The sequence below is a fragment of the Mycobacterium parascrofulaceum ATCC BAA-614 genome, from assembly GCF_000164135.1.
Classification (GTDB): Bacteria; Actinomycetota; Actinomycetes; order Mycobacteriales; family Mycobacteriaceae; genus Mycobacterium; species Mycobacterium parascrofulaceum.
The window spans coordinates 1,048,802-1,075,318 of record NZ_GG770554.1 but is presented as its reverse complement, the minus strand read 5'-3'; the positions used below and the strand labels follow the sequence as shown (position 1 = coordinate 1,075,318).

The following is a 26,517-nucleotide window of genomic DNA, read 5'->3' as shown; positions in this document are numbered from 1 at the left end:
CGGCTGCGCCGCGCTCGCGATCGCTGCAGTTTGTTCGGCAGCCGACCCGCCGCGCCCGGCTTCGCCACGCCGGCTGTCTACGATTGGCTCATGCCGATCCCCGCTCCCAGCCCGGACGCGCGCGCCGTCGTGACCGGGGCTTCGCAGAACATCGGTGAAGCTCTGGCCACCGAACTGGCCGCCCGCGGGCACAGCCTGATCGTCACCGCCCGGCGCGAAGACCTGCTCAACCAGCTGGCCGCCCGCCTGACCGACAAGTACCGCGTGGCGGTCGACGTGCGGCCCGCCGACCTCGCCGACCCCGGCGAACGGGCAAAACTGTGCGACGAACTGGTCGCCCGCCCGATCTCGATCCTGTGCGCCAACGCGGGCACCGCGACCTTCGGTCCCGTGGCGACCCTGGACCCGGCCGGCGAGAAGGCCCAGCTCCAACTGAATGTGCTCGGCGTGCACGACCTGACGTTGGCGGTGTTGCCGGGCATGGTCGAGCGCGGGGCCGGTGGCATCCTGATTTCCGGTTCGGCCGCGGGCAATTCGCCGATCCCCTACAACGCGACCTATGCGGCCAGCAAGGCGTTCGCGAATACCTTCAGCGAATCGCTGCGCGGCGAGCTGCGCGGCTCGGGTGTGCACGTCACCCTGCTGGCGCCGGGCCCGGTCCGCACCGACCTCCCCGACGACGCCGAGCGATCGCTGGTCGAACGGCTGGTGCCGGACTTCCTTTGGATCTCCACCGAACACACCGCCCAGGTGTCGCTGGATGCGTTGGCGCGCAACAAGATGCGGGTGGTTCCGGGCCTGACGTCGAAGGCGATGTCGGTGGCCAGCGGGTACGCGCCGCGCGCCATCGTCGCGCCCATCGTGGGCAGCTTCTACAAGAAGCTCGGCGGCAGTTAGCCCTTACTTCCGGCGCCGCCGGCCGGTACCGAAAATGCCTTTCACCGCTTCGCGTATGGCCGTGTTGATTCCACTTTTCACGGTGGGGTTGTTCAGCAGCTCTTCCCACATCGCCGGACCCTTCGGCTCCGCCGGCTCCGGCATCGGCGGCACCGGCTCGTTCGCGGGGACCGGCGGGTAGCCGGGCTGGGCCTGCGGCGGCGAACCGGCTTGTCCGCCGGCGCGGGCGGCCGGCGGCTGCACCGGCCGCTGAACGGTTTGGCCGTACTTGCCCTGCAGCGGACTGGCTTTCGCCGCCTTCGCGATCTCGTCGTCACCGATCGAGGCCATCAGCGAGCGCGGCACCCGCATGCGGGTCCAGGCGACGGGCGTGGGGGCGCCCTTCTCGGACAGCACGGTGACCACGGCCTCCCCGATCCCCAGCGACGTCAACGCCGACTCCAGGTCGTACACATCGGTTTTCGGGTAGGTGCGGACGGTCTTGCTCAGCGCCTGCTGATCGTCGGGGGTGAACGCCCGCAGCGCGTGCTGAATCCGGGCGCCCAGCTGGGAGAGCACGTCGTTGGGCACGTCGGTGGGGAGCTGGGTGCAGAAGAACACCCCGACGCCCTTGGAGCGGATCAGCTTGACGGTCTGTTCGACCTGCTCGAGGAAGGCCTTGGATGCGTCGGCGAACAAGAGGTGCGCCTCGTCGAAAAAGAAGACCAGCTTGGGCTTGTCGACGTCGCCCACCTCCGGCAGCACCGCGAACAGATCGGCCAGCAACCACATCAGGAAGGTGGAGAAGATCACGGGACGCAACGACTGACCGCTGAACTCCAGCAGCGAAACGATTCCGCGGCCCTGGTCGTCGACGCGCAGCAGGTCGTTCGGGTCGAGCTTCGGCTCGCCGAAGAACGTATCCCCGCCCTCGCCCCCCAGGTTCACCAGCGCCCGCAGAATCACACCCGCCGTCGTCGAGGACACCCCGCCCAGGTCTTTGAGGTCGGCCTTGCCCTCGTCGCTCGTCAGGTGGCTGATGACGCCGCGCAGATCCTCCAGCGTCACCAATGGACGGCTATTCTCCTTGGCCCAGTGGAAGATCAGCCCCAGCGTCGACTCCTGAGTGGCGTTGAGCCCCAACACCTTCGACAGCAGAACCGGGCCGAAGCTGGCGACGGTGGCGCGCACCGGCACGCCCACTCCGCCGGTGCCGAGCGACAGGAACTCGACCGGGAATCCGGTCGCCACCCAGTCGTCGCCCGTGTCCTTGATCCGCGCGGCGGTCTTGTCGCCGGCTTCCCCCGGCCGGGCCAGGCCCGACAGGTCGCCCTTGACGTCGGCCATCATCACCGGAACGCCCGCCGCGCTGAGTTGTTCGGCGATCAGCTGCAGCGTCTTGGTTTTGCCGGTTCCGGTCGCACCGGCCACCAGCCCGTGCCGGTTGATGGTGGCGAGCGGGATGCGAATCTGTGCCGTCGGATCTGCCGCGCCGTCGACGACCACCGTGCCCAGTTCGAGTGCCCGCCCGTCGACGGCATACCCACCGGCGATCCGGCGTGCGGGCGTCTCGGCCGATTCGGTGCTCATTGTGCTGCGCCCCCCTGTTCTCCAGTGGTCCGGCAACGCTCACCCTACTTCTCCCGCCGACTCGGGGGCGACGGGCAGCGTGCGCGCCACGTGGGCCTAGTCTGAGCGCTGTGCGAGACGAGTTGGTGTGGATCGACTGCGAGATGACCGGGCTGGACCTCGGCACGGACAAGTTGATCGAGATCGCGGCCCTGGTCACCGACGCCGATTTGAACATTCTCGGCGACGGCGTCGACGTGGTGATCCACGCCGACGACGCGGCGCTGTCGTCGATGATCGACGTGGTCACCGAAATGCATTCGCGTTCAGGGCTGATCGACGAGGTACGGGCGTCCACCGTCGACCTGGCGACCGCCGAGGCCATGGTGCTCGATTACGTCGGCCAGCACGTCAAGCAACCCAAGACGGCGCCGCTGGCGGGCAATTCCATCGCCACCGATCGGGCTTTCATCGCCCGCGACATGCCGGCGCTCGATTCGTTCCTGCACTACCGGATGATCGATGTGAGCTCGATCAAGGAGCTCTGCCGGCGCTGGTACCCGCGGATCTATTTCGGCCAGCCGGTCAAGGGGCTCGCGCACCGGGCGTTGGCCGACATCCACGAATCGATCCGCGAGCTGCAGTTTTACCGCCGCACCGCGTTCGTCCCCCCGCCGGGGCCCGCCACCAGCGAGATCGAGGCCGTCGTCGCCGACCTGGACGGCGGACCGGGCACACCCGGACCAATCGATTCGGTCCCCGAGCCACCGACCGGCTAGTATCGACGACGCCGCTCGTTGGCCTCCCGGCCGGCCGGCGGCGATGGTGGCTGTAGTTCAGTTGGTAGAGCACCAGGTTGTGATCCTGGGTGTCGCGGGTTCGAGTCCCGTCAGCCACCCCAATCGGCGGGAAGGCGTCGCCGCTTCCCGACCGCCCAGGTCGGTGACGACCAGGCAACGCGACTACGCCCGTCAACCGACGGGACGACGGGCGCGCGGCATCAGGCCGACCGGCCGCGCGTCAGGCGTTGGCGTTGCCCGCTTTCCACTCCGCCCAGGGGATGTTCCAGTCGCCGAGCCCCTCGGTGCCCGGCAGCGTCGGTCCCACGGTGTTGATGACCTCGACGATGTCGCCGCTCTTGCTGTGGTCGTAGAACCACTCCGCGTTGCTCGGGCTGACGTTCAGGCACCCATGGCTGGTGTTGGTGTGCCCCTGGGCACCGACCGACCAGGGCGCGGAGTGCACGAAGACGCCGCTGTAGGACATCTGGGTGGCCCAGTCCACTTCGGTGCGATATCCGTTGGGCGAGTTGACCGGAACGCCGTAGGTCGACGAATCCATGATGATGTGCTTGAAGCGGCCGCCGACGATGTAGAAACCGTTGTCCGTCGGCGTGCTGTCCTTGCCCATCGACGTGGGCATCGTCTTGACCACTTCACCGTTGACGCGCACGGTCACCGTCTTGGTGGTGTCGTCGGCCGTCGAAATGACCTCGTCGCCAATGGTGAAGTGCGTCTTGACGTTGTCCTCGCCGAACATCCCGTCACCGAGGTCGACGCCGTAGGTGTTGACGGCCACATCGATGGCCGTCCCCGACTTCCAGAAATGCTCTGGGCGCCAACGCACTTCGCGGTTGTTGAGCCAGTAGAACGCGCCTTCGACGGGCGGGTTGGTGGTGATCTTGATGGCCTTCTGCGCGGCGGCGCGGTCCGCGATGTTTTCGTCGAACCGGATGGCCACCGGCTCACCGATGCCGACGACCTCGCCGTCGCCGGGGGCGACATAAGGCATGGTCAGGTGGGCGGGTGAGCTGGTCTGAAAGGTCATTTGCCGACTCGCCGCGCCGCCCATGCCCAGCGCCTTGACGCTCAGCGTGTAGCGCCTGTTGTAGCCGAGTTGCTCGGTGGTCGACCAGCGCAGTCCGTCGGGGCTGAGTTGGCCGCCGATCGACTTGCCGTTCTCGTTGACCATGCTGACGGACGCCAGAACGCCGTCGGCGACGCTGACGGTCACCGGTGCATCGACGGTGACGCCGACGGCGCCGTCGGTCACCGATGCGGTGAGCTTCGGGACGAGCAGGTCGGCGAACGGGGTGCCCTTGTCGACGATGACCTTCGCCGGTGCCGCGGTGGGGCCGCCGCCGCAGCCGACGCCCAACACAGCAACCGAAGCGATCGCGGCAACCAGCCACGACCGTCTTCTGCGCAAAGGCGTCATCGAGTGACCTTCCGTGAAGCGTGATGCAGTTGGTCACCGCTGACCAGAACAGTGCAAGCATTGTAATGCGTTTTGTGGTGCACGGACGCCGACCTTGACAGGACCGTGATCAGGTGTCACGCCGTTCCGTCCGCGGGCCCACCGAACGGCGCATTCAGACCGGTTGGCCGACCCTGGCGCGGTGCTCGGCCTCGACCCGATCGCGGGTCGTGGCGGCCTCGACACGCGCGAGCTTGACGATGGCCGCCGTCATCACCAGGACCGCCGCCGCCAGGGCGACCATCCCGGCCCGGCCCGCGTCCAACGTCTCGTCCAGCACGAGGACCCCGAGCACCGACCCCACGACCGGCTGCGCTACCTGCAGCGTGGGCATCGACGCGGTGAGGGACCCGGCCCGGAACGCCGCCTGGCTCCACACCACGCCTCCCACCGCGACCACAACGGCGGCATACAGCTCCGGGGCTCGGATCACCGCCCCCCCGCCGTCCGCGACCCGGGCGACGACCTCCTTGGCGAGCACCGCGAACGCCCCCCACAGCGAACCGGAAACGAGGGCGAACATCACCGCGGCCGCCGCGCCGCCCCAGATCCGGCCCGCCGCCACGCAGCCAATCAACACCGGCCCCAGCACGACGGCGACCACGGCCCAGGTCCCAAGCGATGCGGAGGCGCGCCCGGCCTGTGGATTGCCGACGACGACGACCACGACCACCGCCGCGGTGAGCACGCCGGCCCACCTCCACTCGGTCCCGGTCACCCTGCGACGGAACAACCGGGCGTTGATCGGCAACGCGAACAACAGCGAGCACATGAGCAGCGCCTGAACCAGCAACACCGAGCCGTGACCCAACGCGGCGGCCTGCAACGCGATGCTCGCCGCGAGCAACAGCGCGCCCGCCCACCACCGCTTATTGCGCAGCAGGCCGGCGATCAGTTCGACGTTGCCGATCGACCGGTCCTCGATGCAGTGCGCCGCCCGTTGCTGCAGCACGTCGCCGATCGCGACGCAGAGCGCGGAACCGAGTGCGAGCACAATGGCGATATGCGTCATGGGCATGAGCGTTCTCCGTCGATGTCAGACACCGAATTCGAGGCGAATACCGTTGGACGGCAGGTCAACCCGGCGGCTAGCCACGGTATGTCGCCGTTTTGGTCGGCCACCTCCTGATCATGGGCCGCAGCGCCTTCGGCGCATCATCCGCCCAGCGGCGCCGCCCCACCGCCGCAGCCGCGTTTTCACCGGTGACGGAACGATTCCGCAACCGCTCCAACGGTTTCGGCGCCCACCAGGTCCACCGGCCGAGCCAGTGGATGAAGGCGGGAACCAAAACCATCCGGACCAGGGTAGCGTCGGCCAGCACCGCAAGCGTCAGGCCGAGACCGAGCATCCGCATGAACGACACGTGCGCCGGAATCAACGCGGCGAAGGAAATCGACATCACCAGCGCCGCCGTGGTGACCACGCGGCCGATACCGGCGATACCCAGGGCGGTGCTCTCGTCGGTGGCGGCGCGCGCCTCGGCGGCGGTCAGCGGGGTTTCCTCGACGGCCTGCGAGGCCAGCCAGTACTCGTGGATGCGGGATACCAGGAAGACCTCGTAGTCCATCGCCAGCCCGAAGGCGATGCAGAACAACAGCACCGGGATGTTGGCGTTCAGCGTCCCGTTGGGCGTGGTTCCCAGCGCATTGAGGTGTCCGTCCTGGAAGATCCACACCATCGCGCCGAATGCGGCCGTCAGCGACAGCACGTTGCACACCAGCGCCTGCAGCGGCAGCACCGCACTGCCGGTGAGCAGGAACAGCAACGCGAACGTGACGAGGGCGATCAGCACAAGCACCGTGGGCAGCCGCTGGGTGATCGCGTTCACGCTGTCGCGGTTGATTTGGGCCAGCCCGGTCATTTCGACCGACCGCCCCGCCGGTCCGGGAACCTTGTGCAGTCGGTCGAGCTGGACATTCGACGCGTGTGAATACAAGGGCGCGGTGCTGGCCACGCTGAGGAACGCGGCGCCGTTGGCCAGGGCGGTGGCCGCGGCCGGCGGTCCCACCCGATTCCCGGCGACGAACGTTCCGGTCGGCGCGGTCACGGCGGACACGTCGGGCACGCGCGACAGGCTGGACGCGTAGCGCTCCAGGTCGACGGGGGTGACGCCGCGGGCATTCGGGACGACGACGGTCACCCCCGTTCCCAACCCGTTGGCGAAGTCGGTGTCCAACATGTCGGCGACTTGCCGCGCCGACGCCGACCGCGGCAGCACCCGCTCGTCGGGGAAGCCCCACCTCACCCCCAGGAACGGGACCCCGAGCAACAGCAGCAACGCGATGACGCTCAGGCCGACCGGCAGGGAGTGACGCAACACGTACCGGGTCGACCGGTACCAGAACTGCTCCTCGAGCGGCTTGTGCGCGTGGTCGCGAAAAGACCGCTGCCCGTGCAGGATCCGATGCAGGATCGGGCGGGCGTCCAGCGCGTCCAGCCGGGGGCCCAGCAGCGCGATCGCCGCCGGCGTGATGACCACCGCGGCGACCGCCACGATGGCCGCGGTGGCCACGATGGTGTAGGCCGACGATTTCAGGAAGTACATCGGGAAGACGGCCATCACCGCCATCGACAGCCCCACGGTGGTCGCGGAGAACAGCACCGTCCGGCCGGCGGTGGCCATGGTGCGCATCAGCGCCCGCTCGCGGTCACCGCTGCGTGCCAGCTCCTCGCGGTAGCGGCTGATGATCAGCAGGTTGTAGTCGATCGCAAGCGCGAGGCCCATCGCGATGCTCAGGTCCAGCGCGTACGTCGACACGTCGGTGGCGAAGCTGATCAGCCGCAACACCGACATGGTGCAGACGATGGCGAGGGTGCCCAGCACGATCGGCAGCGCCGCCGCCACCACACCGCCCAGCACCCACACCAGGACCGCGAAGCTCAGCGGGATCGCGATCGACTCCATCAACAGCAGGTCGCGCTCGTTCTGGTCGTTGATCTGGGCGTACGCCACGGCCATGCCGCCGGCGCGCACGGTGACACCGTCGCGGTCGTGCACCAGTTGGTCGGTGAGGGTGCTGGCGTACTTCTGGGCGTCGTTCTCGCCGCCTTTCAGGCCGGCCACGATCATCCCGGACTTGTGGTCCTTGCTGACCAGCTGGGCGGCGGCCTGCGGGGACGACGTCCACGCCGAGGACACATTCAAGACCCACGGCGAGGCTTTCAGGCGGTCGACGATGTCGGTTCCGACGTCGCGGGCTCGCTGGCTCTGGACGCCGGCCGGGGCGGTGACGACGATCATCATTTGCTGATCGGTCTGGTTGAACTTGTCGCGAAGCACGCTGGTGGTCCGGGCCGACTCCGAGGTCGGATCCTGAAACCCGCCGCCGGAAAGGTCGTTGATCACCGGCAACCCGAACACCGCGGCGCCGACCAGCAACAAAACCGCGATCGCGATGATGCGCCGCGGCGCCGCGATGGCAAGTCGGGTGAGCGCTTGCAGCATCTTTGGTCCCTCCCTGGCTAGTCCCCGGCGGTATCCCTATACCCGCACGGGGCCGCCCGACCCACATCCCGCCGGACGGGCGAGGACGTTTGGCAATCTGCCACTCGGGTATCGGACGAAGAGGCGCCTCAGTACGCCATTCGTTGCGCGGAGCGCCGGTTTGGCTGGGCTATAAGCGGATTGGATGGGCGATGAACTCGACGGACAACGCCATCAACATGAGGCATCCCACCGACGACGAGCTGCAGGCGGTTTACCTGAATCAGGCACGCACTTTCGGGGATCCGGTCGACCCACGCGGTATCGAAGCCTGGAAACGCCGCGTCGACGTCGAGGACATCCTGGTGGCCGAGGACGTATCCGACCCGCAAGAGCCCTTCCTGGTGGGAACGTCCATCATCTATCCCACGCGGTTGACGGTGCCGGGTGCCGCCGGCCTGCGAGCCGCGTGGCTGACGATGATCGCGGTCGCGTCAACGCATCAAGGATTGGGTGTGTGGGGGCAGCTCAGCGCGAAGGGGCTGGGAATTCTCATCGAACGCGGCTATCCGATCGTCTTCGGGGTGCCGACCCAAACCGCGATGTACGACGGCTTCGGCGCGGGTGTGGCGAGTTACCTCCGCGGTTACTCCATTGACCGGCGCTTCGCGAAGCTGCGGTCCGCGCCGCGCGAGTTACGGGCGCGTGAGGTGACCGCCGCCGAAGCCAGGCCGCGTCTGCCCGAAATCTACGAACGGTGGTGCGCCACAACGGCTGGCGCGGTGACCCGCAACGACGCCTGGTGGGCAGACCATCTGGAAGACCGCCCCACCCAGCGCGGCAGCGGGACCCCGCTCAACTACACGATCCACCCCGAGGGGTTCCTGACCTACCGCGTCGTCGGGGAGTCGGATCACGGCTACCGGCCACCGCTGGGCACCGTGGTGGTTGAGGACTTCTGCCCCATCACGGACGAGGCGCACACCGAGCTCCTGCAGACGCTGTTGGCCCTCGAAATGTTCGACACCATCGAGATCGACGTGCCGGTCGACGACCCCCTGCCGCTCAAGCTCACCGACCTGCGGGCCGCCGAGACCACCGGCGTGAGCGACTTCCTCTGGGTGCGGATCAACGACGTGCCCGAAGTGCTCGGTGTCCGCTCCTACGCCGCCGATATCGAGGTCGCGCTGGACGTCACCGACCCGCTGGGTCTCGCGGGCGGACGGTTCCTCCTGCAGGCCCGCGATGGCGTGGGGAAATGCACCCCGCACGACGGGCAGGTCGACGTCGAGATCGGCCTGGCCGACCTCGCCACGATCTACATGGGCGCGCACGGTGCCTCCGAGCTGCAGCGGGCGGGCCGGATCGCGGAAGTGCGGCCGGGTGCGCTGCGCGGCCTGGATGCCGCCTTCGCCACCGACCGGGCACCGTTCTGCGGGACGCTGTTCTGAGTGCCCTGCGCTGCAGCCCATTTCGTGAGCAGCAGCGCCGATGCGAGCGGGGCGGGTCTGTCGTCCCGCCCGGTCGCTATCCTGGAGGGGATTCCGGGATTTCACTCCGCGGCAGGACGCCTGTTATTGTCGCGTACGCGGTCTCGGCCGTCGAAAGCGCCGTTAGCTCAGTTGGTAGAGCAGCTGACTCTTAATCAGCGGGTCCGGGGTTCGAAACCCTGACGGCGCACCACAGACGTCAACGTTGGCGCCCACATCGTCCCTGACCAGGGGCGACGTTCATCATCGGCGCCCCTCCGGCAGGTCTCGAACCCCCTAACCCCCTCCCGTCGCGGGACGCCGGCCCGCCGCGTTCGGCGCGGGGGCGGCCGGTTGAGCCCAGCTCAGCGGCAACGACTTGAGCGCAAAGCTCTTCGAGGGAAACTTGATCTCCGGGACGTAACCTTGCGGCAGGTCGAAGTCGGGGATCTGCTTGAGCCACTCTTCGACGATCATCGTCAGTTCGATTCGCGCCAAGTGCGAGCCTATGCAGCGGTGCGGTCCGCCGCCGAATCCCCAGTGCCGGTGCACCTTTCCGTCCATCACCAGGTCGTCAGTCGATATCTCATCGCTCCCGTCGCGGTTGATCGCGGCCGTGCACAGCCGTACCGGCGTGCCCGGTGGAAGCGTCATGCCGCCCACTTTGACGAAGTCCGTGGTGACCCGCGCCGCCAGCGGGGCGGCCGGCTCGAGACGGACGATTTCTTCGATGAAGACCCTGATCTGCTCCGGATCGTCGCGCAGTTCCCTGCGAAGCTGCGGCCTGCGCGCCAACTCGAACAGGGAGAACCCGATCGCCGCGGCCACGGTGTCCAGCCCGGACAACACCAGCAGGTGGCTCATCCCGAGGAGCTCGAGGTCGGTCAGGTCCCCGGGCCCGGTCATCACTCCGGACAGCATGTCCGAGCCCGGGTTCTGCCGTCGTTGCACGATGGCGTCGGTGAAATAACCCAGCAGCTCGTTGCCCTCGGGCCCGCCGTCCACCGCGGCGTCCTTCCAGGCGATCACGCGGTCGCGGTCTTCCAGCGGCAGACCGTAGAGGTCCATGAAGACCTGGTAGGGGTAGAGGCGCGCGAAGTCGGCCATCACCTCGCATGCGCCCCGACCGGCAAGGTCGGTGATCATGTCGACGGCGTGGCGCTCCATCACGGGCCGGGATTTGCTCAGGGCGTGCGGGCTGAAGTGCGGCTGCAGGATCTTGCGGTAGCGGGTGTGCTCGGGAGGGTCGAACGCCGACGGCAGCACCGGCACCGGGCTGCCCGGGGGCTGAAGCGCCAAATGCGCCGAGAAGAGGTTGGGCTGGCACAGCGCCGCCAGCACGTCCTCGCGACGGGTCAGGTAGTAGGCACCGTTCATGAAGACGACCGGCCCGGCGTCCCGCAACGCCTTCCATCCGACGCCCCGATCGGCGGCCAGCGGCAGGGTGGAATGCTCCAGGCGCGGTAGATGGAACTTCGCTGACCCCGTCGCGCCGGACGCACCCGCGTGGGCGTGACTGGGATTGCCCTGTTGGGTGCGCGAATTCATCGCCGAACCGCCTGACATATGAGGCCGGGACGGGTGGTGAATGCAAACATGACTGTTCCTCGAGAAGGGGAGGGAGGATGGCGTGCGCTGGGCGTCGCAACGACCGAAAGGCCTGAGTCGCCGCTTTGGTCGCCTTCGCCGTGGCAAGGCAGGCTGTTGCGCGCGTTGACTTCCGGGCCGTGAAGCGGGCACGAATGTCCGGCGCCGGCCTCTCAGCAGCGGATTAGGCAGAGCTCCGTCAGGATGTCTCGGTCGTCGCAACCGAAGGGGTCCACTACCCGCTGGGCGCGACCTGTTGGAAGATGTTGCGGGGCAAATGAAGTCGGCAAAGCAAACCAGTCAGATGGCGGCGACAACGAGGGCCAGCTGGTTGGCCGGTCGCGCGTCATCCACATGCTGTGGAATGGCTTCTTGTCCGTGGTTGTCGAGCCCGCTTCGAGCTCGTGGCCCGGACGGCTGATGACCTGCACCGCGTCGGGGCGCTCCAGGCCGCCGGGCGCCTGCACATTTTGGGTTTGGTGGGTCCACGACGCCGGCTCGGGGAGCGCGTTTGCCGCGAATTGCGGGCGCAGAGAGGATCCCGCGATCAAGGCGATGAACAGGCTGAGCGCGGTGACGACAGCGACGATCGACTCCCGCGGAGTCATAGCGCTCTCACGGCCCACAATGGCAGGACTGTACAAGAAGATACTTGTGCGCTAGCCGTCAGTGAGCTGTGAAAGCGATCAAAGTTGGGAGTGTGTCGCGCTATCTGGGGGGGCGGCGGCCGGCCCTCGCTCGGGCCGCGACGGCGGGCTGATAGCCACCCTGCGCCCGGGCCCTTTGCCAGGTCCGCCAGCCCGGGCGCGATAGTTCCCGCTGGGCGACCGGAATCGGTCCGCGCGCTTGCGGATTCGACCGCATTGACGTCGCCGACGGAACCGCCCGAAATACGTCCATACCGTTGACATGGACTGCGCCGCAGCTTGTTTGGGCCGGCGTCCGGCCCGAGCCTCGGCCCGCCTAGGGGAAATCCACAACTTGATGCCGTCGTATCCGCCCGCGGTAGCTGTCCCTCCAGGTACTTTTTGCTGGCACCATTGGTGCCACGGGCGTCACCGGCGCCCCTGGAACGAGCTGCGTCGAAGGAGCCGCAATGGGGTTCATCCAGCCGAATCTGCCCGTCGTCGACGTGGCCGAATGGAGCAAGTTGAACCGCGCCGAACGGATCGTGCCGATGGTGCGCCACATCGCCGAGAACGGGTTCGGCACGCCGCTGGTGATGCATGTGATGTATGGCGTGAAGATCGCGCTGTACGTCCTCGGCGGCTGGGTGTTCGGTTGGTGTACCACGGGCATCGGCCGCTTCACCGGCGTCGCCGGGTGGTGGTCGGAACCGATCGTGTTCGAGAAGGCCGTTCTGTACACGATGCTGTTCGAAGTCGTCGGCCTGGGTTGCTGCTTCGGACCGCTGGCCGGGCGCTACTTCCCCCCGATGGGCTCCGTCCTGTACTGGCTGCGGCCCGGCACCATCCGGTTGCCGCCGTGGCCCGACCGGGTGCCGCTGACCCAGGGCACCGTCCGAAGCCCGATCGATGCGGCGCTCTACGCCGCGCTGCTGGTGTTGCTCGCGATCGCGCTGGTGTCCGATGGCAGCGGGCCGATTCCGGCCCTCCACACCGAGATCGGTGTGCTGGCACCCTGGCACACCGTCACGATCCTGGCGGTGCTGGCCGTCATGGGCCTGCGTGACAAAGTCATTTTCCTGGCCGCTCGCGGCGAGGTCTACGCGCCGCTGGCGCTGGTCTTTCTGTTCACCGGGGCCGACTCCATCATCGGGGCCAAGGTGGTCTTCATGGTGATCTGGCTCGGCGCCGCCACCTCAAAGCTGAACAGGCACTTCCCGTTCGTGATCTCGACGATGCTGGCGAACAACCCGTTCATCCCGTCGGGTGCGCTCAAACGGTCCATGTTCAAGCGCTATCCCGACGACCTGCGGCCGAGCGCGCTTGCGGGTTTCATCGCACACTTCTCCACCGCCGTGGAAGGCCTGGTGCCGCTGGCGCTGCTGTTCTCCCACGGCGGCTGGCCGACGGCCATCGCCGCGTTCGTGATGGTCGTCTTCCACCTCAACATCCTGCTGGCCTTCCCGATGGGAGTCCCGTTGGAGTGGAACGTGTTCATGATCTTCGGGGTGCTGTCGTTATTCGTCGCGCACGCGGGGCTCGGCTTGTCCGATGTGGCCAACCCGTGGCCGATCGCCATCCTGTTCGCCGTCATGGCCGGCGTGGTGGCCGTCGGGAATCTCTACCCACGCAAGGTGTCCTTCCTGCCGGGCATGCGCTACTACGCGGGCAACTGGGACACCACGGTCTGGTGCGTCAAGCCGTCCGTCGACGAGAAGTTCCGCACCGGCTCCCGCGCGCTCGGGCCGATGCAACACCTGCAGCTCGAGCGGCTCTACGGCTCCAAAGAGCAAACGCTGGTGCCGCTGCACCTCGCCATGGCGTTTCGCGGGATGAACACCCACGGCCGCGCGCTGTTCACGCTGGTGCATCGCGCGCTGGCCGGCTACGACGAGGACGACTACAACCTCTGCGAGGGCGAGGTGCTGTGCTCGATGGTGCTCGGCTGGAACTTCGGCGACGGGCACATGCACAACGAATGCCTCATCGAGGCGCTGCAGCAGCGCTGCGATTTCCAGCCCGGCGAGGTGCGCGTCGTGATCTTGGACGCCCAGCCCATCCACATCCAGCGGCAGGAGTACCGGTTGGTCGACGCGGCTACCGGCGAATTCGAGCGCGGCTACGTCGACGTCGACGACATGGTCACGTCGCAGCCGTGGGCCGACGACATCCCGGTGCACGTCCAGAGCGGCACGGGCGCCGGCATGACCTGAGGCGTCAGCGGTTCCTCACCCGGTGCACCACCACCACGACGACCAGCACACCGACGCCGGCCAGCGACACCGTCACCGCGGGCTTCTTGACGAACTCGATCGCCTTCGCTTTCAGGTCGTCGGCGAGGCGTCGCGGGTTGGCCCGCACGGCGAGCGAGTCGACGGTGGCCGCCAACTGGTCGCGGGCGACGTCGATGTCCCGCTTGATCGCCTCGGGGTCCCGGTCCGCCACGTGTCTGTCCTCCCAGTCGGCCTGATGCACCTGACGCACTACCCTAGATCAGCTGGTGATCACCCCAGCGCTCCGGTGAACAGAAAGGGGCCCCGAAATTGGCCGAGACCACGCGGCTTGCGCCGGGCGACCAAGCCCCCTCCTTCAGCCTGCCCGACGCCGACGGCAAAAAGGTGTCGCTGGCCGACTACAAGGGGCGTCGCGTCATCGTCTACTTCTACCCGGCGGCGTCGACCCCGGGCTGTACCAAACAGGCCTGCGACTTCCGCGACAACCTGCACGAACTCGGTGACGCCGGCCTCGACGTCATCGGCATCTCCCCCGACAAACCGGAGAAATTGGCCAAGTTCCGCGACGCCGAGAAGCTGACGTTCCCGCTGCTGTCGGACCCCGACCGCAAAGTGTTGACGGCCTGGGGCGCCTATGGCGAAAAGCAGATGTACGGCAAGACCGTGCAGGGCGTGATCCGCTCGACCTTCGTGGTCGACGAGAAGGGCAAGATCGCCGTCGCGCAGTACAACGTGAAGGCCACCGGCCACGTCGCCAAGCTGCGCCGCGACCTCTCGGTCTGACGCCTCACACCGCCAGATTCGCCAGCAGCAGCGCCTCGGCGATCGCGGCGCGTTCCAGCACACCCAGGTGCAGGCTCTCGTTGACGCTGTGCGCCTGGGTGCCGGGGTCCTCGACGCCGGTGACCAGGATTTTGGCCTGCGGAAAGGCGGCGGCGAACTCGGCGATGAACGGGATGGAACCGCCCATGCCCATGTCGATCGGGTCGGTGCCCCACGCCCGCCGAAACGCCGCCCGCGCGGCGTCGTACACCGGGCCGCTGGCGTCGATCGCGTACGCCTCGCCGACGTCGCCAGGGCTGACGCTGAGGTGGGCGCCCCACGGGACGTGCTTGTGCAGATGCGCGGTCAACGCATCCAGGTGCGCCTTGGCGTCGCCGCCCGGCGCGACGCGCATGCTGATCTTCGCGCGGGCCCGCGGGATCAGCGTGTTCGACGCCTTGTCGATCGGCGTGGTGTCGATGCCGATCACCGTGATCGCGGGTTTGGCCCACAGTCGCTGCGGTGCCGAGCCCGAACCGATCTCGGACACCCCGTCCAGCAGCCCCGAGTCGGCGCGCACCCGCTCGGGCGGGTAATCCACTGCGGCGGCGGCACTTTCGTGCAACCCGGCCACCGCGACGTTGCCGTCGTCGTCGTGCAGGCTCGCCAGCAGCCGCACCAGGACGCTGAGGGCATCCGGCACCACGCCGCCCCAGATGCCGGAGTGCAGCCCGTGGTCCAGCGTGGCGACCTCGACCACGCAGTCCACCAGGCCCCGCAGCGAAACGGTGAGCGCCGGAACGTCGGTGCTCCAGTTGTCCGAGTCGGCGATGACGATCACGTCGGCCGCCAGGGCGTCGCGGTGGGCGGCCAGCAACCGGCCCAGCGATGGCGAGCCGGATTCCTCCTCGCCCTCGACGAAGACCGTCACGCCGATCGGCGGCTGGCCGCCGTGCGCCCTGAATGCGGCCAAATGCGTTGCGATGCCGGCCTTGTCGTCGGCACTGCCGCGCCCGTAGAGCCGCCCGCCGCTTTCGGTGGGTTCGAAGGGCGGCGAGGCCCACTGGCCGGCGTCGCCTTCGGGCTGCACGTCGTGGTGGGCGTAGAGCAGCACGGTCGGCGCGCCCGGGGGCGCGGGATGGTGTGCGATGACCGCCGGCGCACCGCCCTCGCTGACGATCTGCACGTCGCCAAAACCGGCGTGGGACAACAGGTCCGCCACCGCGCGGGCGCTGCGGTGCACCTGGTCGCGCCGACCGGGGTCGGCCCACACCGATTGGATGCGCACCAGATCCTCGAGGTCGCGGCGCACCGACGGCAACACGTCGCGGACGCGCTCCACAAGATCGCTCATGGCCTCGAGGCTAGTCGGCGGGGCGCCGGGCCGGCGCACCCCCGGCTCGCGCCGAGCGGGCCCCCGGGCTCGCGAGCGTCACGCCAGCGTGGCCCCGAGCGTCGACAGCCACGCTGGCGTGTCCCCCGCAAGCGGGGGTGCCCCCAGCTCGGCGCGGGCGGTTGCTCGGCAACGCTCAGGTCGTCTCCAGGATCGCCACCGCGGCGGCGGTATCCCCCTCGTGCGTCAGGGACACGTGAATCGTGACGTCGGCCAGGTGTTTGGCGATGTCGCCGCTCAGCCGCACCCGGGGCCGCCCCCACATGTCGGTGACCACCTCGATGTCACGGTGAATGTCCTCGGGCAGCACCGGGCGTTGCGCGAAGCGGGAGCCCGACCACGCCTTGATCACCGCCTCCTTCGCCGCCCACCGGGCGGCCAGGTGGCGCGCGGCCGAGGAGCTCTTGTCCGAGGCGTCGCGGCGCTCACCCGGCGTGAACGTCTCGGCGAAGACGGTTCCCGGCTGGTCGACCTGCTCGGCGAAATCGGGGATGGAGACGACGTCGATCCCCACACCGACAATTCCCATGGACGGCCAGGCTAACGGACGGTCGAAGAGGTCATCCGGCCGAGACCTCGTAGGCCTCGCCCTCACCCAGCCGCGACGCCGGGTTCAGCAGCATCGCCGCCTCCTGGCGCTTCTCCGGCGCGTCGTGGTCGAAGCGGCGGTCCGATGGCCGCTCGTACATCGGCGCGCCGCCGGCGATGGCCGACACCAACCGGCGCTGACCGGCCAGCAGCCGGGCCTCCGCGCGCTGCCGGTAGTCCGCGCGCTGCTCGGCGTCCAGCGCGGCGATGAACGCCTGCGGGTGCACCAGCGCCACCAGCCCGGACACGTGGCCGAACCCGAGGCTGGTCAGCATGCCGGCCTTGAGCGGGAACTTCTCGCCCAGGCGCAGCGTCTCACGCACCCACACGAAGTGCGCCGAGGAGGCCAGTTCGTCGTCGACGCAGTCGAGGCTGCGGTTGGGCGGGATCACGCCGTCCCGCAGCATCTGGCACAGGCCCATCATCTGGAAGACGGCCGCGCCGCCCTTGGCGTGCCCGGTCAGGCTCTTCTGCGACACCACGAACAGCGGGGCGCCCTCGGAGCGGCCCAACGAGTCCGCCAGCCGCTCGTGCAGCTCGGTCTCGTTGGGGTCGTTGGCCAGCGTGGAGGTGTCGTGCTTGGAGATGACGGCGATGTCGTCGGCGCCGACACCCAGCTTGGCCAGCGAACGCGCCAACGCCGAGTCCTTGCCGCCACGCCCGGCGCCCAGCGCGCCCAGCCCGGGGGCCGGGATCGAGGAGTGCACCCCGTCGGCGAACGACTGCGCGTAGGCCACCACGGCGAGGACCGGCAGGCCCATCTTGAGCGCCAGGTCGCCGCGCGCGAGCAGGATGGTGCCGCCGCCCTGCGCCTCGACGAAGCCGAGCCGGCGCCGGTCGTTGGGCCGGGAGAACTTCGAGTCGTGGATGCCGCGGCCCCGCATCATGGACGTGTCGGCCGTGGCCGCCATGTCACCGAAGCCGATGATGGCTTCCAGCGTCAGGTCGTCGAATCCGCCGGCCACCACCAGTTCGGCCTTGCCGAGGCGGATCTTGTCGACGCCCTCCTCGACCGACACCGCCGCGGTCGCGCAGGCGCCGACCGGGTGGATCATCGCGCCGTAGCTGCCCACGTAGCTCTGAATGACGTGGGCGGCAACCACATTCGGCAGCACTTCCTGCAGGATGTCGTTCGGCTTGCTGCGGCCCAGCAGGTTGCCGTGATACATCGTCTGCATCGACGTCATCCCGCCCATGCCGGTGCCCTGCGTGCTGGCCACCAGGCCCGGGTGCACCCAGCGCATCAGTTCGGTCGGGGTGAATCCCGATGACAGGAACGCGTCGACGGTCGCGACGATGTTCCACAGCGCCACCCGGTCGGTGGAGCTGGCCATGTCCTGGCTGATGCCGTACACGGTCGGATCGAACCCGGTGGGGATCTGCGCGCCGACGACCCGCGACAGCTTCGTCTTGCGCGGCACCCGGATCTCGGTGCCCGCCTTGCGCGTGACTTGCCAATCGCTCGAATCGGGGACCGGTCGGATCACCGTGTGCTCGGGGTCGAATTCGACGAACCCGCGGGCGTCGGCCTCCGACGAGACGACGAAGGTGAAGTCCTTGTCCAGGAACACCGACACCAGCAGCGGCGACGCGTGATCGGGATCGATGGCGCCGTCGTCGACGAACTCGCGGATGCCGACCCGCTCCACCACCGTGTCGTGGTAGCGCTCGACCAGCTCGGTCTCGTCGACCAGGTCACCGGATTCCGTGTCGTACCAACCCGGGTGGGGGGCGTCCTCCCACCGGATCAGTCCCGTGGTCCAGGCCAGCTCGAGGACACCCGCCGCCGACAGTTCGTTGTCGACCTCCATCTCGAACCGGGTGCGCGAGGAGCCGTACGGCCCGATCTCGGCGCCACCGACGATGACCACCAGGTCGGCCGGGTCGACGTCCAGGTCGTCCCATTCCGGCGGCGGCGCCGGGGTGACGGGGCGCGGGGGCGACGGCAGCGCGGCGATGGTGCCCTCGGCCGCAACGTCTTCCGTGGCGTGCTCGCCCGAAGTGGCTTGCTCGCGCGCCTTGGCGGCCAGTTCGGCCATGTCGAGGTTGGCCTCGGCGAGGCCGCCGGTCAGGTCCGCCTTGATCGGCGTGCTCGCCGCCGCGACCTTGGACTCGACGTCGCAGAGGCCCAGCAGCATGGCCGCCATCTCGTCGGTGGAGTAGGTGGTGACACCGGCCTCCTCGACGGCGTCGACGATGGCGTCGTTGTGGCCCATCAGCCCGGTGCCGCGGGTCCAGCCGATCAGCGCGTGCGCCAGGCTGACCCGGGCGGCCCAGGAGGATTCGGCATGCCAACGGCTCACCAACGCGTCGAGCGCCGACTTGGCCTCACCGTACGCACCGTCGCCGCCGAACATTCCGCGGTTGGGTGAGCCGGGCAACACCACGTGCAGCCGGGAGGCGATGTCGCGCTCGGCGCCGATCTTCGACAGCCCGCCGATCAACCGCTGCACCGCCCAGAGCAGCACCTTCATCTCCATCTCGGAGCGCGAACCGGCCTCCGACAGGTCGCCGGCGACGCGGGGCGCCGCGAACGGGAACAGCAGCGTGGGCGTCTGCGCGTCTTTGATGTGAATGGATTGCGGCCCAAGGCTTTCGGTCTGCTCGGTACCGATCCATTCGCTCAATGCGTCGATGTCGGAGTAGGACGCCATGTTGGCGGCGACCACCCAGAGCGCCGCGCCGTACCGGGCGTGGTCCCGATACAGCCCGCGGTAGAACGCCAGCCGCTCGTCGTCGAGCCTCGACGTCGTGGCGATGACGGTGGCCCCGCCGTCGAGCAGGCGCGCGACCACCGACGCCGCGATCGAACCCTTCGACGCGCCCGTCACCACGGCGACTTCGTTGCTGTAGTGGCCGGGGTCGGGGTTCTCGGCGCCGGCGGCGATGCGGCCGTAGAGCGACGCGTGAATCTGGCGACCCGCGGCCAGTGCCCTGCCCTGCCACCAGGTGGCCTGCGTGGCGACGACATGGCCCGCGCCCTCGAACCTTTCGGACAGGCTCGTCCACCGGGCGTCGATGTCACCCTCGTCGGTCAGCCACAGCTTGACCAGGTCCTCGCGGGCGCTGGCCCAGCGGTCGTCGAACACGACGGCCTTCTTGGCATCGAAGACGGGCGCCACCAAACGCGGCCAGTCCGCGCCGAGTTCGGCGGTGACCAGGTCGATGAGCTCGGCGTCGGTGGCGGCCGGCGCCGCGCTGACCGGGTCGTCGTGTCCCAACTGGTTCAGGATCAGGCGCGCCGCCGACGCGAGCACGCCGTCGCGGCCGGTGATCTGGTCGGTGAATTCGCTGAGCGCGGCCGCGTCGACGGTCGCGCCGCCACCGCCGCCCGACGACGGCAGCGCCACCGCGATGCCCCGGCGCGCCGCGACGGACGTGACGGCGGCGTCGATGACCTTGTCGACCGAGGCGGCGTCGGCCAGGGCACCCTCGTGCAGGTGGCCCATGGCGCCGCCGCGCACGCTGGTGCCCTCGCGGGTACCCAGCGCCACCTCGACCGTGACGTGCTTGGCCCAGCCGTCGCCCAGCTCCCACGTCTTCTTGACCCGCTCGGCGATCGCGCCGGGCCGCTTGCCCGACGGCCCCAGCACCGTGCGCAGCTGGTCGTTGATCGCGTCGGAAAGCACTGGGCCGAACGGCTTGTAGGTGCGCGCCAGCTTGGTCACCTGCGACCGCAACCCGGCCAGGTCGGCCTCGGCCGCGCCGTCGATGGCGCCCAGGTTCAACTCCGAACCGAGGTCCACCAGCAACTGGTTGCGCCGCGACGAGGCGCCGTCGGTGATGGACTCGATGGAGTCCAGTTCCTCGATCTGGTCGATGCGCATCTTGGCCGACAGCGCGATCAGGGCCAAGGTGGCGTCGGCGGCGTCGAACCCGATGTCGTCGGGGCGGGGTCCGGTCGACGGAGCGGCCGACGGCGCGGGCGCCGGTGCGGCCTCCAGCGCGGCGGCACCCTGCGGTGCGGCCGGCTCGTCCGCGACCTCTTCGGGCTCCGGCTCCGGATCGGTGTCGGTGGCGAACAGCACCGCCGCGTCGCGCTCGGCGTTGAGCACTTCGACTGTGCTGTGGGCGTATTCGGGCAGCTTGAGGGTGTTGGTGGCCAGCCCGGCGACGGTCGGTGCCGACTTCACGCCGATCTCGACGAACCGCTCCACCCCCAGACCGCCCGCGGCCTCTTCGGTGAACAGCAGGTCCTGGGTTTCGATCCAGCGCACCGGGCTGGCGAACTGCCACGCCAGCAGCTCGATCAGGACGATGCGCGCCATCTCGTTGCGGCGCTCGGCGAGCCAGGTGTCGTAGTCGGCCAGGATCGCATCGAGCGGCTCGGCGGGCACCAGGTCACGGATCTCCTGGATGAAGTCACGGTCCAGGGTGAACGGGCGCGGCACCAGGTTGGGGATGTAGCGCCCGATGATGACGTCGGGATTCTTGTCGCGCGGCATGACGCGCTCCAGCGAGCGGCGGAATTCGGCCACCCCCACGCGCAGCACCCGCGAGTGGAACGGCACGTCGATGCCGGGCACCAGGATGAACGAGCGCTTGCCGCCGGTGAGTTCGCGGCGGCGCTCCACCTCGGCTTCCAGCTCTTCCAGGCCGCGGACCGTGCCGGCGATCGCGTACTGCGAACCGCGCAGGTTGAAGTTCACGATCTCCAGGAATTCACCGGTGCGCTCGGCGATTTCGGCCACAAATCCGGGGACCTCGTCGTCCGGCAGGTCGATCTGCGACGGCCGGATGGCCGCCAGCCGGTAGTTGGAGCGGCCCAGCTCGTCGCGCGGCACGATGTCGTGCATCTTGGAGCCGCGGTGGAACACCGTCTCCAGCAACGCTTCCAACTCGTAGATTCCGGTGACGCAGGCCAGCGCGGTGTACTCCCCGACGGAGTGGCCGCAGGCGATGGCGCCCTCGACGAACGCGCCCTGCTCACGCATCTCGGCGACCTGCGCCGCCGCCACCGTCGCCATGGCGACCTGGGTGAACTGCGTCAGGTACAGCACACCCTCGGGGTGGTTGTAGTGCACGCCGCTGGCGATGATGCTGGTCGGGTTGTCGCGCACCACGTGCAGCACCGAGAAGCCCAGCGTCTCGCGGGTGAACTTGTCCGCCTTGTCCCACACCTTGCGGGCGGCCTTGGACCGGGCGCGGACGTCCATGCCCATGCCCTTGTGCTGGATTCCCTGCCCGGGGAACGCGTACACCGTGTGCGGGGCGGCCAGGCGCGCCGTCGCCGACATCACCAGATCGGACCCGATGCGGGCGGCGACCTCCAAAACCTCTGCGCCCTGGTCGATTCCGACGCGCTCGACGCGGAAGTCGACCTCGTCGCCGGGACGCACCATGCCCAGGAACCGGGCGGTCCAACCGACCAGCCGGGCCGGGGGCCGCGCCTGTCCGTCGGTGGCGGTCACCGCGTGCTGCGCGGCGGCCGACAACCACATCCCGTGCACGATGGGCGATTCGAGGCCGGCCAGCAGCGCGGCGGCCCGGTCGGTGTGGATCGGGTTGTGGTCGCCGGACACCACGGCGAACGGCCGCATGTCGACCGGTGCGGTCAGCCGGACGTCGCGGCGGCGCCGGCGCGGGGTGTCGGTCGCGTTCTCCGAGACGGCACCGCCGGCCCGCACCGGATCGGCGAGCTCGGCCGTGCCGGTGCGACCGAGAATCGCGAACCGCTCATCGAGGCTGGCGAGCGTCGCGCCGTCGGCGTCGGCGATCGTCACCGACACCCGCACGACGCGGCCCAAATCCGTGTCGATCGCCGGCGAAGCCGTTGCCGTGACCGCCAATTCGGCCGGAACTTTCGGCAGCACGCCGACGACGCGGGCGGCGTGGTCGAGGTGCACGAGGCTCAGCAGACCCTCGACGACCGGGACGCCGGTGTCGGTGACCGCCGAGCCGATCGCCGCGAACACGGCCGGCCAGCACAGGCCGACGAGCGCGTCGGGCACGGTGGTGAGTCCCGGCGCCAGCGGCTCGCCGAAGGTGGCCGTGACACCGGTGTGGTCGGCCACCCGCTCCGGATCCCAGTGCACCGTCACGTTGGCGGTCCCGTCGACCACCGCGGGCAGCGAGTCCGGCCCATCCACTCCGGCGGCGATCGCCAGCACCGCACGCATGGCGGTGGCGGCGTCTTCGGTGGACACCACCGGTGTGCCGCCGTCAATGGTGTTGGGGGGCAGGGTGAACGGGATGTCGATCCACGTTGCCGACACCGGAACGCTCAACACCACCCGGTCGCCGTCGACTTCCAGCCGCGCGCCGGTGAACGAGTGCGTGGCGCGGCGGCTTTGGGGGCCGTCGGAGCCGTCGTGCACGAGCCAGTCCGCGGGGTCGGCGATGCGGTGGACCGGGTTTTTCGCGGTGCGGCCGGCCCACTGCACGTCGGGGGCGTCGAGCACGACGGCCAGCGGTCCGGTCACGTCGGCGCGACCCAGCCGGCGCGCCGCCACGTCCCGCGGCTGACCGTTGGACGACAGCACCTCGTCGACGGCGGCCTGCTCGAACCGGTCCAGCAGTTCACCGACGGGCTCGTCCATCCGGGTGATGCCGGCGACGGCCGCGGTACCCGGGATGATGCACACCTGGTCGGCGTCGTAGCGGGCATCGTGCGCCTGCCACAGCGAGTCGCTGCGCCACCAGCGGCGCACGTCCTTGTCGATGACCGGGACGAAGTTGACCGGCTTGCCCAGCGTCTTGCACAGCGTGACGAAGAACGGGACGTCGGCCGGGTGCAGCTGCACCGTCTCCGCGTCCGGGTACCGCGCGATCAGCGCCGCGATGGCCCGCTCGGGGTCCTCCAGCAGGGCGGAGTCGTCGAACAGTGTCTCGATCGGACCGAAATCCCTTGGGTGCAAACGTGCTTCGGCGCGCTGTAGCATCTGCTGGAACCGGTCGCGCCAGGTGTCGGCCAGCCACGGGCTGCCCGGTGCGGCGGTGTCTGCGGTGGAGTTGCCGTCGCCGATGGTGAGCTCGACGTAGCGCTGCAGCCATTGCAGGTAGGTCATGTCGGCGACGTCGCCGAAGTACGGCTTGGCGGTGTTGGCCATCGCGGCGATGATCTCGTCGCGCCGCTCGGCGACGGCTTCCGCATCACCGGCGACCTCGTCGAGCAGCCGCCCGCAGCGCGAGGCGCTGTTGTCGATCTCGTGGATGTCGGCGCCGAGCTGGCTGCGGCTGGATGCCATGCCGTTCACGGCTTTTCCTGCGCCGACCCACTGGTCGGTGCCCTGCGTCTCGACCAGCATCCGCTTGACCGACGGCGAGGTGGTGGCCTCCTTGGTCGCCATCGCCGCGGTGCCCACGAGGATGCCGTCGATCGGCATCAGCGGGAAGCCGTACGCCCGCGCCCAGCGACCGGACAGGTACTCGGCGGCCCGCTCGGGCGTCCCGATGCCACCGCCGACGCAGACGGTGATGTTGGGCCGCGAGCGCAACTCCGAATACGTTGCCAGCAGCAGGTCGTCGAGGTCTTCCCACGAGTGGTGGCCGCCGGCGCGGCCGCCCTCGATGTGCATGATGACCGGCTTGGTGGGCACCTCGGTCGCGATGCGGATCACCGAACGGATCTGCTCGACCGTGCCGGGCTTGAACACGACGTGGCTGATACCGACGTCGCCCAGTTCCTCGATCAGGTCGACGGCGTCCTCCAGGTCGGGGATGCCGGCGCTGATCACCAGGCCGTCGATCGCCGCGCCTGACTGGCGCGCCTTCTGCACCAACCGCTTGCCGCCGACCTGCAGCTTCCACAGATACGGGTCGAGGAAAAGGGCGTTGAACTGATAGGTGCGGCCGGGTTCGAGCAGCGTGGCGAGCTCCTCGATGCGGCCGGCGAAGATCTCCTCGGTGACCTGTCCGCCGCCGGCCAGCTCGGCCCAGTGCCCCGCGTTGGCCGCAGCGGCGACGATCTTGGCGTCGACGGTGGTCGGCGTCATGCCCGCGAGCAGGATCGGCGAGCGGCCGGTCAACCGGGTGAACTTCGTCGACAGCTTGACCCTGCCGTCGGGCAGGCGCACGACGGTCGGCGCGTAGGTCGACCACGCCCGCGCCACCTCCGGGACGGCGCCGACGGTGAACAGGTTGCGCTGCCCGCCGCGGGTCGCCGCGGGCACGATGCCGATGCCCAGGCCGCGGATCACCGGGGCGGTCAGCCGGGTCAGGATGTCGCCGGGGCCCAGGTCGAGGATCCAGCGCGCACCGGACGCGTGCACGCTGCTGATCTCCTCGACCCAGTCGACGCGTCGCACCAGGATGGCTTCGGTCAGCTCGCGGGCCAGCGCGACGTCGAGGCCGACCTTCCCGGCCCAGCCGCCGACGATGTCGATGCCGTCGGCCAGCCGGGGCGTGTGGAAGCCGACCTCCACCTGGACCGGATCGAAGACGGGTGCGAAGACGTCGCCACCGCGGAGTTTGTTCTTGCGGTCGGCCTCTTCCTTCTCCGAGATCTGCTGGCAGTAGAGCTCGAACCGGGACAGCTGTTCGGGTGTACCGGTGATGACGACCGAGCGCCGGCCGTTGCGGATCGACAGCACCGGGGGCAGCACGGTGCGGACATCCTGCGCGAACTCGTCGAGGAGCCGGCTGATGCGTTCGGGGTCGGCGTTGGTCACCGACACCATCGGCGGCCGGTCGCCGAGCACGGAGATCCCGCGCCGGCGGGCCACCAGCGTCCCGGCCGCGCCGATCAGCTGGGCCATCGCCAGCAGTTCGGCGTCGCGGGCGCCGGCGGCCTTGAGCGCCTCGACGGCCAGCACCCCTTGCGAGTGGCCGGCGACCGCCACGGGCGGGGTGGCGCCCAGGTCCATGCCCTGGCGCGCCAGCGCCCGCACGGCCGCGATCTGGGTGAGCAGCACGCCGGGAATGGACACCGCGGCCGAGGTCAGGTGCTTGTCCGACGGGACCGGGTCCTCGGCCGCCAGCGCCCGCACCCAGGCGAGCGGCTCGAAACCGATCGGGCGGACCACCACCAGCTCCCTGGCCACCGGTTCGAGCAGCAGCTCGACCTCACCGACCAGCGTTGCCAGGTCGGATTCGATGCCGGCCGACGAGACCAGTTCCTCGAGGGTTTCCAGCCAGGCACTGCCCTGCCCGCCGAACGCGACGGCGTACGGCTCGCCGGCCGTCAGACGGTCGACGAGAGCGTGGGTCTCCCCGGCCGCCGCGTGGGGGCCGTTTCCATCGCGATCGGCGGACGATTCCCCGCGCTTCGCTGGGGGATTCCAGTCGTGCCTCTCGTGGATCGTCACTCTCTATGTCTCCCTGTATGCGTCTTTATGTATCGGTTCGTTCGGCCGGTCACCACCGGCGGGCGGGCTCGGCGATTCCGCGTCGAATCAAAGCCGGGAAACTGCTCGCCGGTGTGTTCTCGACGAGCCGCCCGAGTGGGGTTGAGCGGCGCGGCGGACTGCATCGGCTGCACTAAGAGTGTCATAAGGATCGACCCCCGTTTGGCGTGGTGATCGGTTACTGATGAGTTCTACGCATGGGTAACCGTGTCGTGGGTAACACCGCCTTTCATCGGCGGCGCGGGCGCGGCGAACAAACCCGCTGCATGTAGGTGGTTACGGTCGAGTAGCTATAACTGCGCAGATCAAAGCAGTTTTGTTATGTAATCGTTATGTAAAAATTTCGAGCCGTGAAGCGGTGCCGGCTGGGTTTTCGCCGCGTCCGGCGCGGGAGCTTCACGCCCACCTGGCGCGCAAATCAGCGAACGAGTGTTTGCTGGGATCTCTA

15 protein-coding genes and 2 tRNA genes are annotated in these 26,517 nt (G+C 69.1%); 7 read left to right on the top strand and 10 right to left on the bottom strand.

The genetic code is table 11. The features are described from left to right. Positions 1–90: 90 nt before the first annotated feature. On the top strand, positions 91–897 hold the full coding sequence (cmrA, locus tag HMPREF0591_RS15025; RefSeq protein ID WP_040622882.1) for a mycolate reductase: 807 nt from the start codon (positions 91–93) through the stop codon (positions 895–897). A 3-nt stretch (positions 898–900) separates the two neighbouring features. Here cmrA and HMPREF0591_RS15020 read toward each other — a convergent pair whose 3' ends face one another. Then, positions 901–2,466 (bottom strand): helicase HerA-like domain-containing protein, encoded by a 1,566-nt coding sequence (locus HMPREF0591_RS15020; protein WP_007169438.1) that lies wholly within the window; start codon positions 2,464–2,466, stop codon positions 901–903. 110 nt (positions 2,467–2,576) lie between these two features. Here HMPREF0591_RS15020 and orn point away from each other — a divergent pair, with 110 nt between their 5' ends. Beyond that, a complete protein-coding gene (gene orn / locus HMPREF0591_RS15015; RefSeq protein WP_007169437.1) occupies positions 2,577–3,224 on the top strand; it encodes an oligoribonuclease in 648 nt (215 codons plus the stop codon). A gap of 46 nt (positions 3,225–3,270) precedes the next feature. After that, positions 3,271–3,346: transfer RNA gene (locus HMPREF0591_RS15010), tRNA-His, on the top strand. A 119-nt stretch (positions 3,347–3,465) separates the two neighbouring features. Here the strand turns inward: HMPREF0591_RS15010 and HMPREF0591_RS15005 are convergent. From HMPREF0591_RS15005 to HMPREF0591_RS14995, 3 genes are all read right to left on the bottom strand, one after another. Next, positions 3,466–4,662: a L,D-transpeptidase gene (locus HMPREF0591_RS15005; RefSeq protein WP_007169436.1), complete on the bottom strand. Its 1,197-nt coding sequence runs from the start codon at positions 4,660–4,662 to the stop codon at positions 3,466–3,468. 154 nt (positions 4,663–4,816) lie between these two features. Beyond that, positions 4,817–5,719, bottom strand: a complete 903-nt coding sequence (locus tag HMPREF0591_RS15000; protein ID WP_007169435.1) for a DMT family transporter — start codon at positions 5,717–5,719, stop codon at positions 4,817–4,819. Positions 5,720–5,789: 70 nt separating this feature from the next. Continuing rightward, on the bottom strand, positions 5,790–8,147 hold the full coding sequence (locus HMPREF0591_RS14995; RefSeq protein WP_007169434.1) for an MMPL family transporter: 2,358 nt from the start codon (positions 8,145–8,147) through the stop codon (positions 5,790–5,792). A gap of 191 nt (positions 8,148–8,338) precedes the next feature. On the opposite strand from HMPREF0591_RS14995, the gene HMPREF0591_RS14990 reads away from it, so the two are divergent. Then, a complete protein-coding gene (locus tag HMPREF0591_RS14990) occupies positions 8,339–9,577 on the top strand; it encodes a GNAT family N-acetyltransferase (RefSeq protein ID WP_007169433.1) in 1,239 nt (412 codons plus the stop codon). A gap of 156 nt (positions 9,578–9,733) precedes the next feature. After that, positions 9,734–9,809: transfer RNA gene (locus tag HMPREF0591_RS14985), tRNA-Lys, on the top strand. Between the two features lie 83 nt (positions 9,810–9,892). Here the strand turns inward: HMPREF0591_RS14985 and HMPREF0591_RS14980 are convergent. Both HMPREF0591_RS14980 and HMPREF0591_RS14975 read right to left on the bottom strand, forming a co-directional pair. After that, positions 9,893–11,143, bottom strand: coding sequence for a cytochrome P450 (locus HMPREF0591_RS14980; protein WP_007169432.1), 1,251 nt, complete (start codon positions 11,141–11,143; stop codon positions 9,893–9,895). A 212-nt stretch (positions 11,144–11,355) separates the two neighbouring features. Further along, positions 11,356–11,790 (bottom strand): hypothetical protein, encoded by a 435-nt coding sequence (locus HMPREF0591_RS14975; protein WP_007169431.1) that lies wholly within the window; start codon positions 11,788–11,790, stop codon positions 11,356–11,358. Between the two features lie 488 nt (positions 11,791–12,278). Between HMPREF0591_RS14975 and HMPREF0591_RS14970 the strand changes: the two genes are divergently transcribed. Continuing rightward, positions 12,279–14,021: a DUF3556 domain-containing protein gene (locus HMPREF0591_RS14970; protein ID WP_007169430.1), complete on the top strand. Its 1,743-nt coding sequence runs from the start codon at positions 12,279–12,281 to the stop codon at positions 14,019–14,021. A 4-nt stretch (positions 14,022–14,025) separates the two neighbouring features. On the opposite strand, the gene HMPREF0591_RS14965 is transcribed toward HMPREF0591_RS14970, so the two are convergent. Next, complete coding sequence (locus HMPREF0591_RS14965; protein ID WP_040622880.1) at positions 14,026–14,253, bottom strand: DUF3618 domain-containing protein; 228 nt, start codon at positions 14,251–14,253, stop codon at positions 14,026–14,028. A gap of 98 nt (positions 14,254–14,351) precedes the next feature. On the opposite strand from HMPREF0591_RS14965, the gene bcp reads away from it, so the two are divergent. Further along, positions 14,352–14,825, top strand: coding sequence for a thioredoxin-dependent thiol peroxidase (bcp, locus tag HMPREF0591_RS14960; RefSeq protein WP_007169428.1), 474 nt, complete (start codon positions 14,352–14,354; stop codon positions 14,823–14,825). Positions 14,826–14,829: 4 nt separating this feature from the next. Here bcp and HMPREF0591_RS14955 read toward each other — a convergent pair whose 3' ends face one another. The 3 genes from HMPREF0591_RS14955 to HMPREF0591_RS14945 all read right to left on the bottom strand — a co-directional run bounded on the left by HMPREF0591_RS14955 (position 14,830) and on the right by HMPREF0591_RS14945 (position 26,030). Next, entirely contained in the window at positions 14,830–16,158 is a 1,329-nt protein-coding gene (locus tag HMPREF0591_RS14955; protein ID WP_007169427.1) for a dipeptidase, read from the bottom strand. Between the two features lie 175 nt (positions 16,159–16,333). Beyond that, entirely contained in the window at positions 16,334–16,726 is a 393-nt protein-coding gene (gene acpS, locus HMPREF0591_RS14950) for a holo-ACP synthase AcpS (protein WP_007169426.1), read from the bottom strand. A 31-nt stretch (positions 16,727–16,757) separates the two neighbouring features. Then, on the bottom strand, positions 16,758–26,030 hold the full coding sequence (locus HMPREF0591_RS14945) for a type I polyketide synthase (protein ID WP_007169425.1): 9,273 nt from the start codon (positions 26,028–26,030) through the stop codon (positions 16,758–16,760). Positions 26,031–26,517 lie beyond the last annotated feature (487 nt).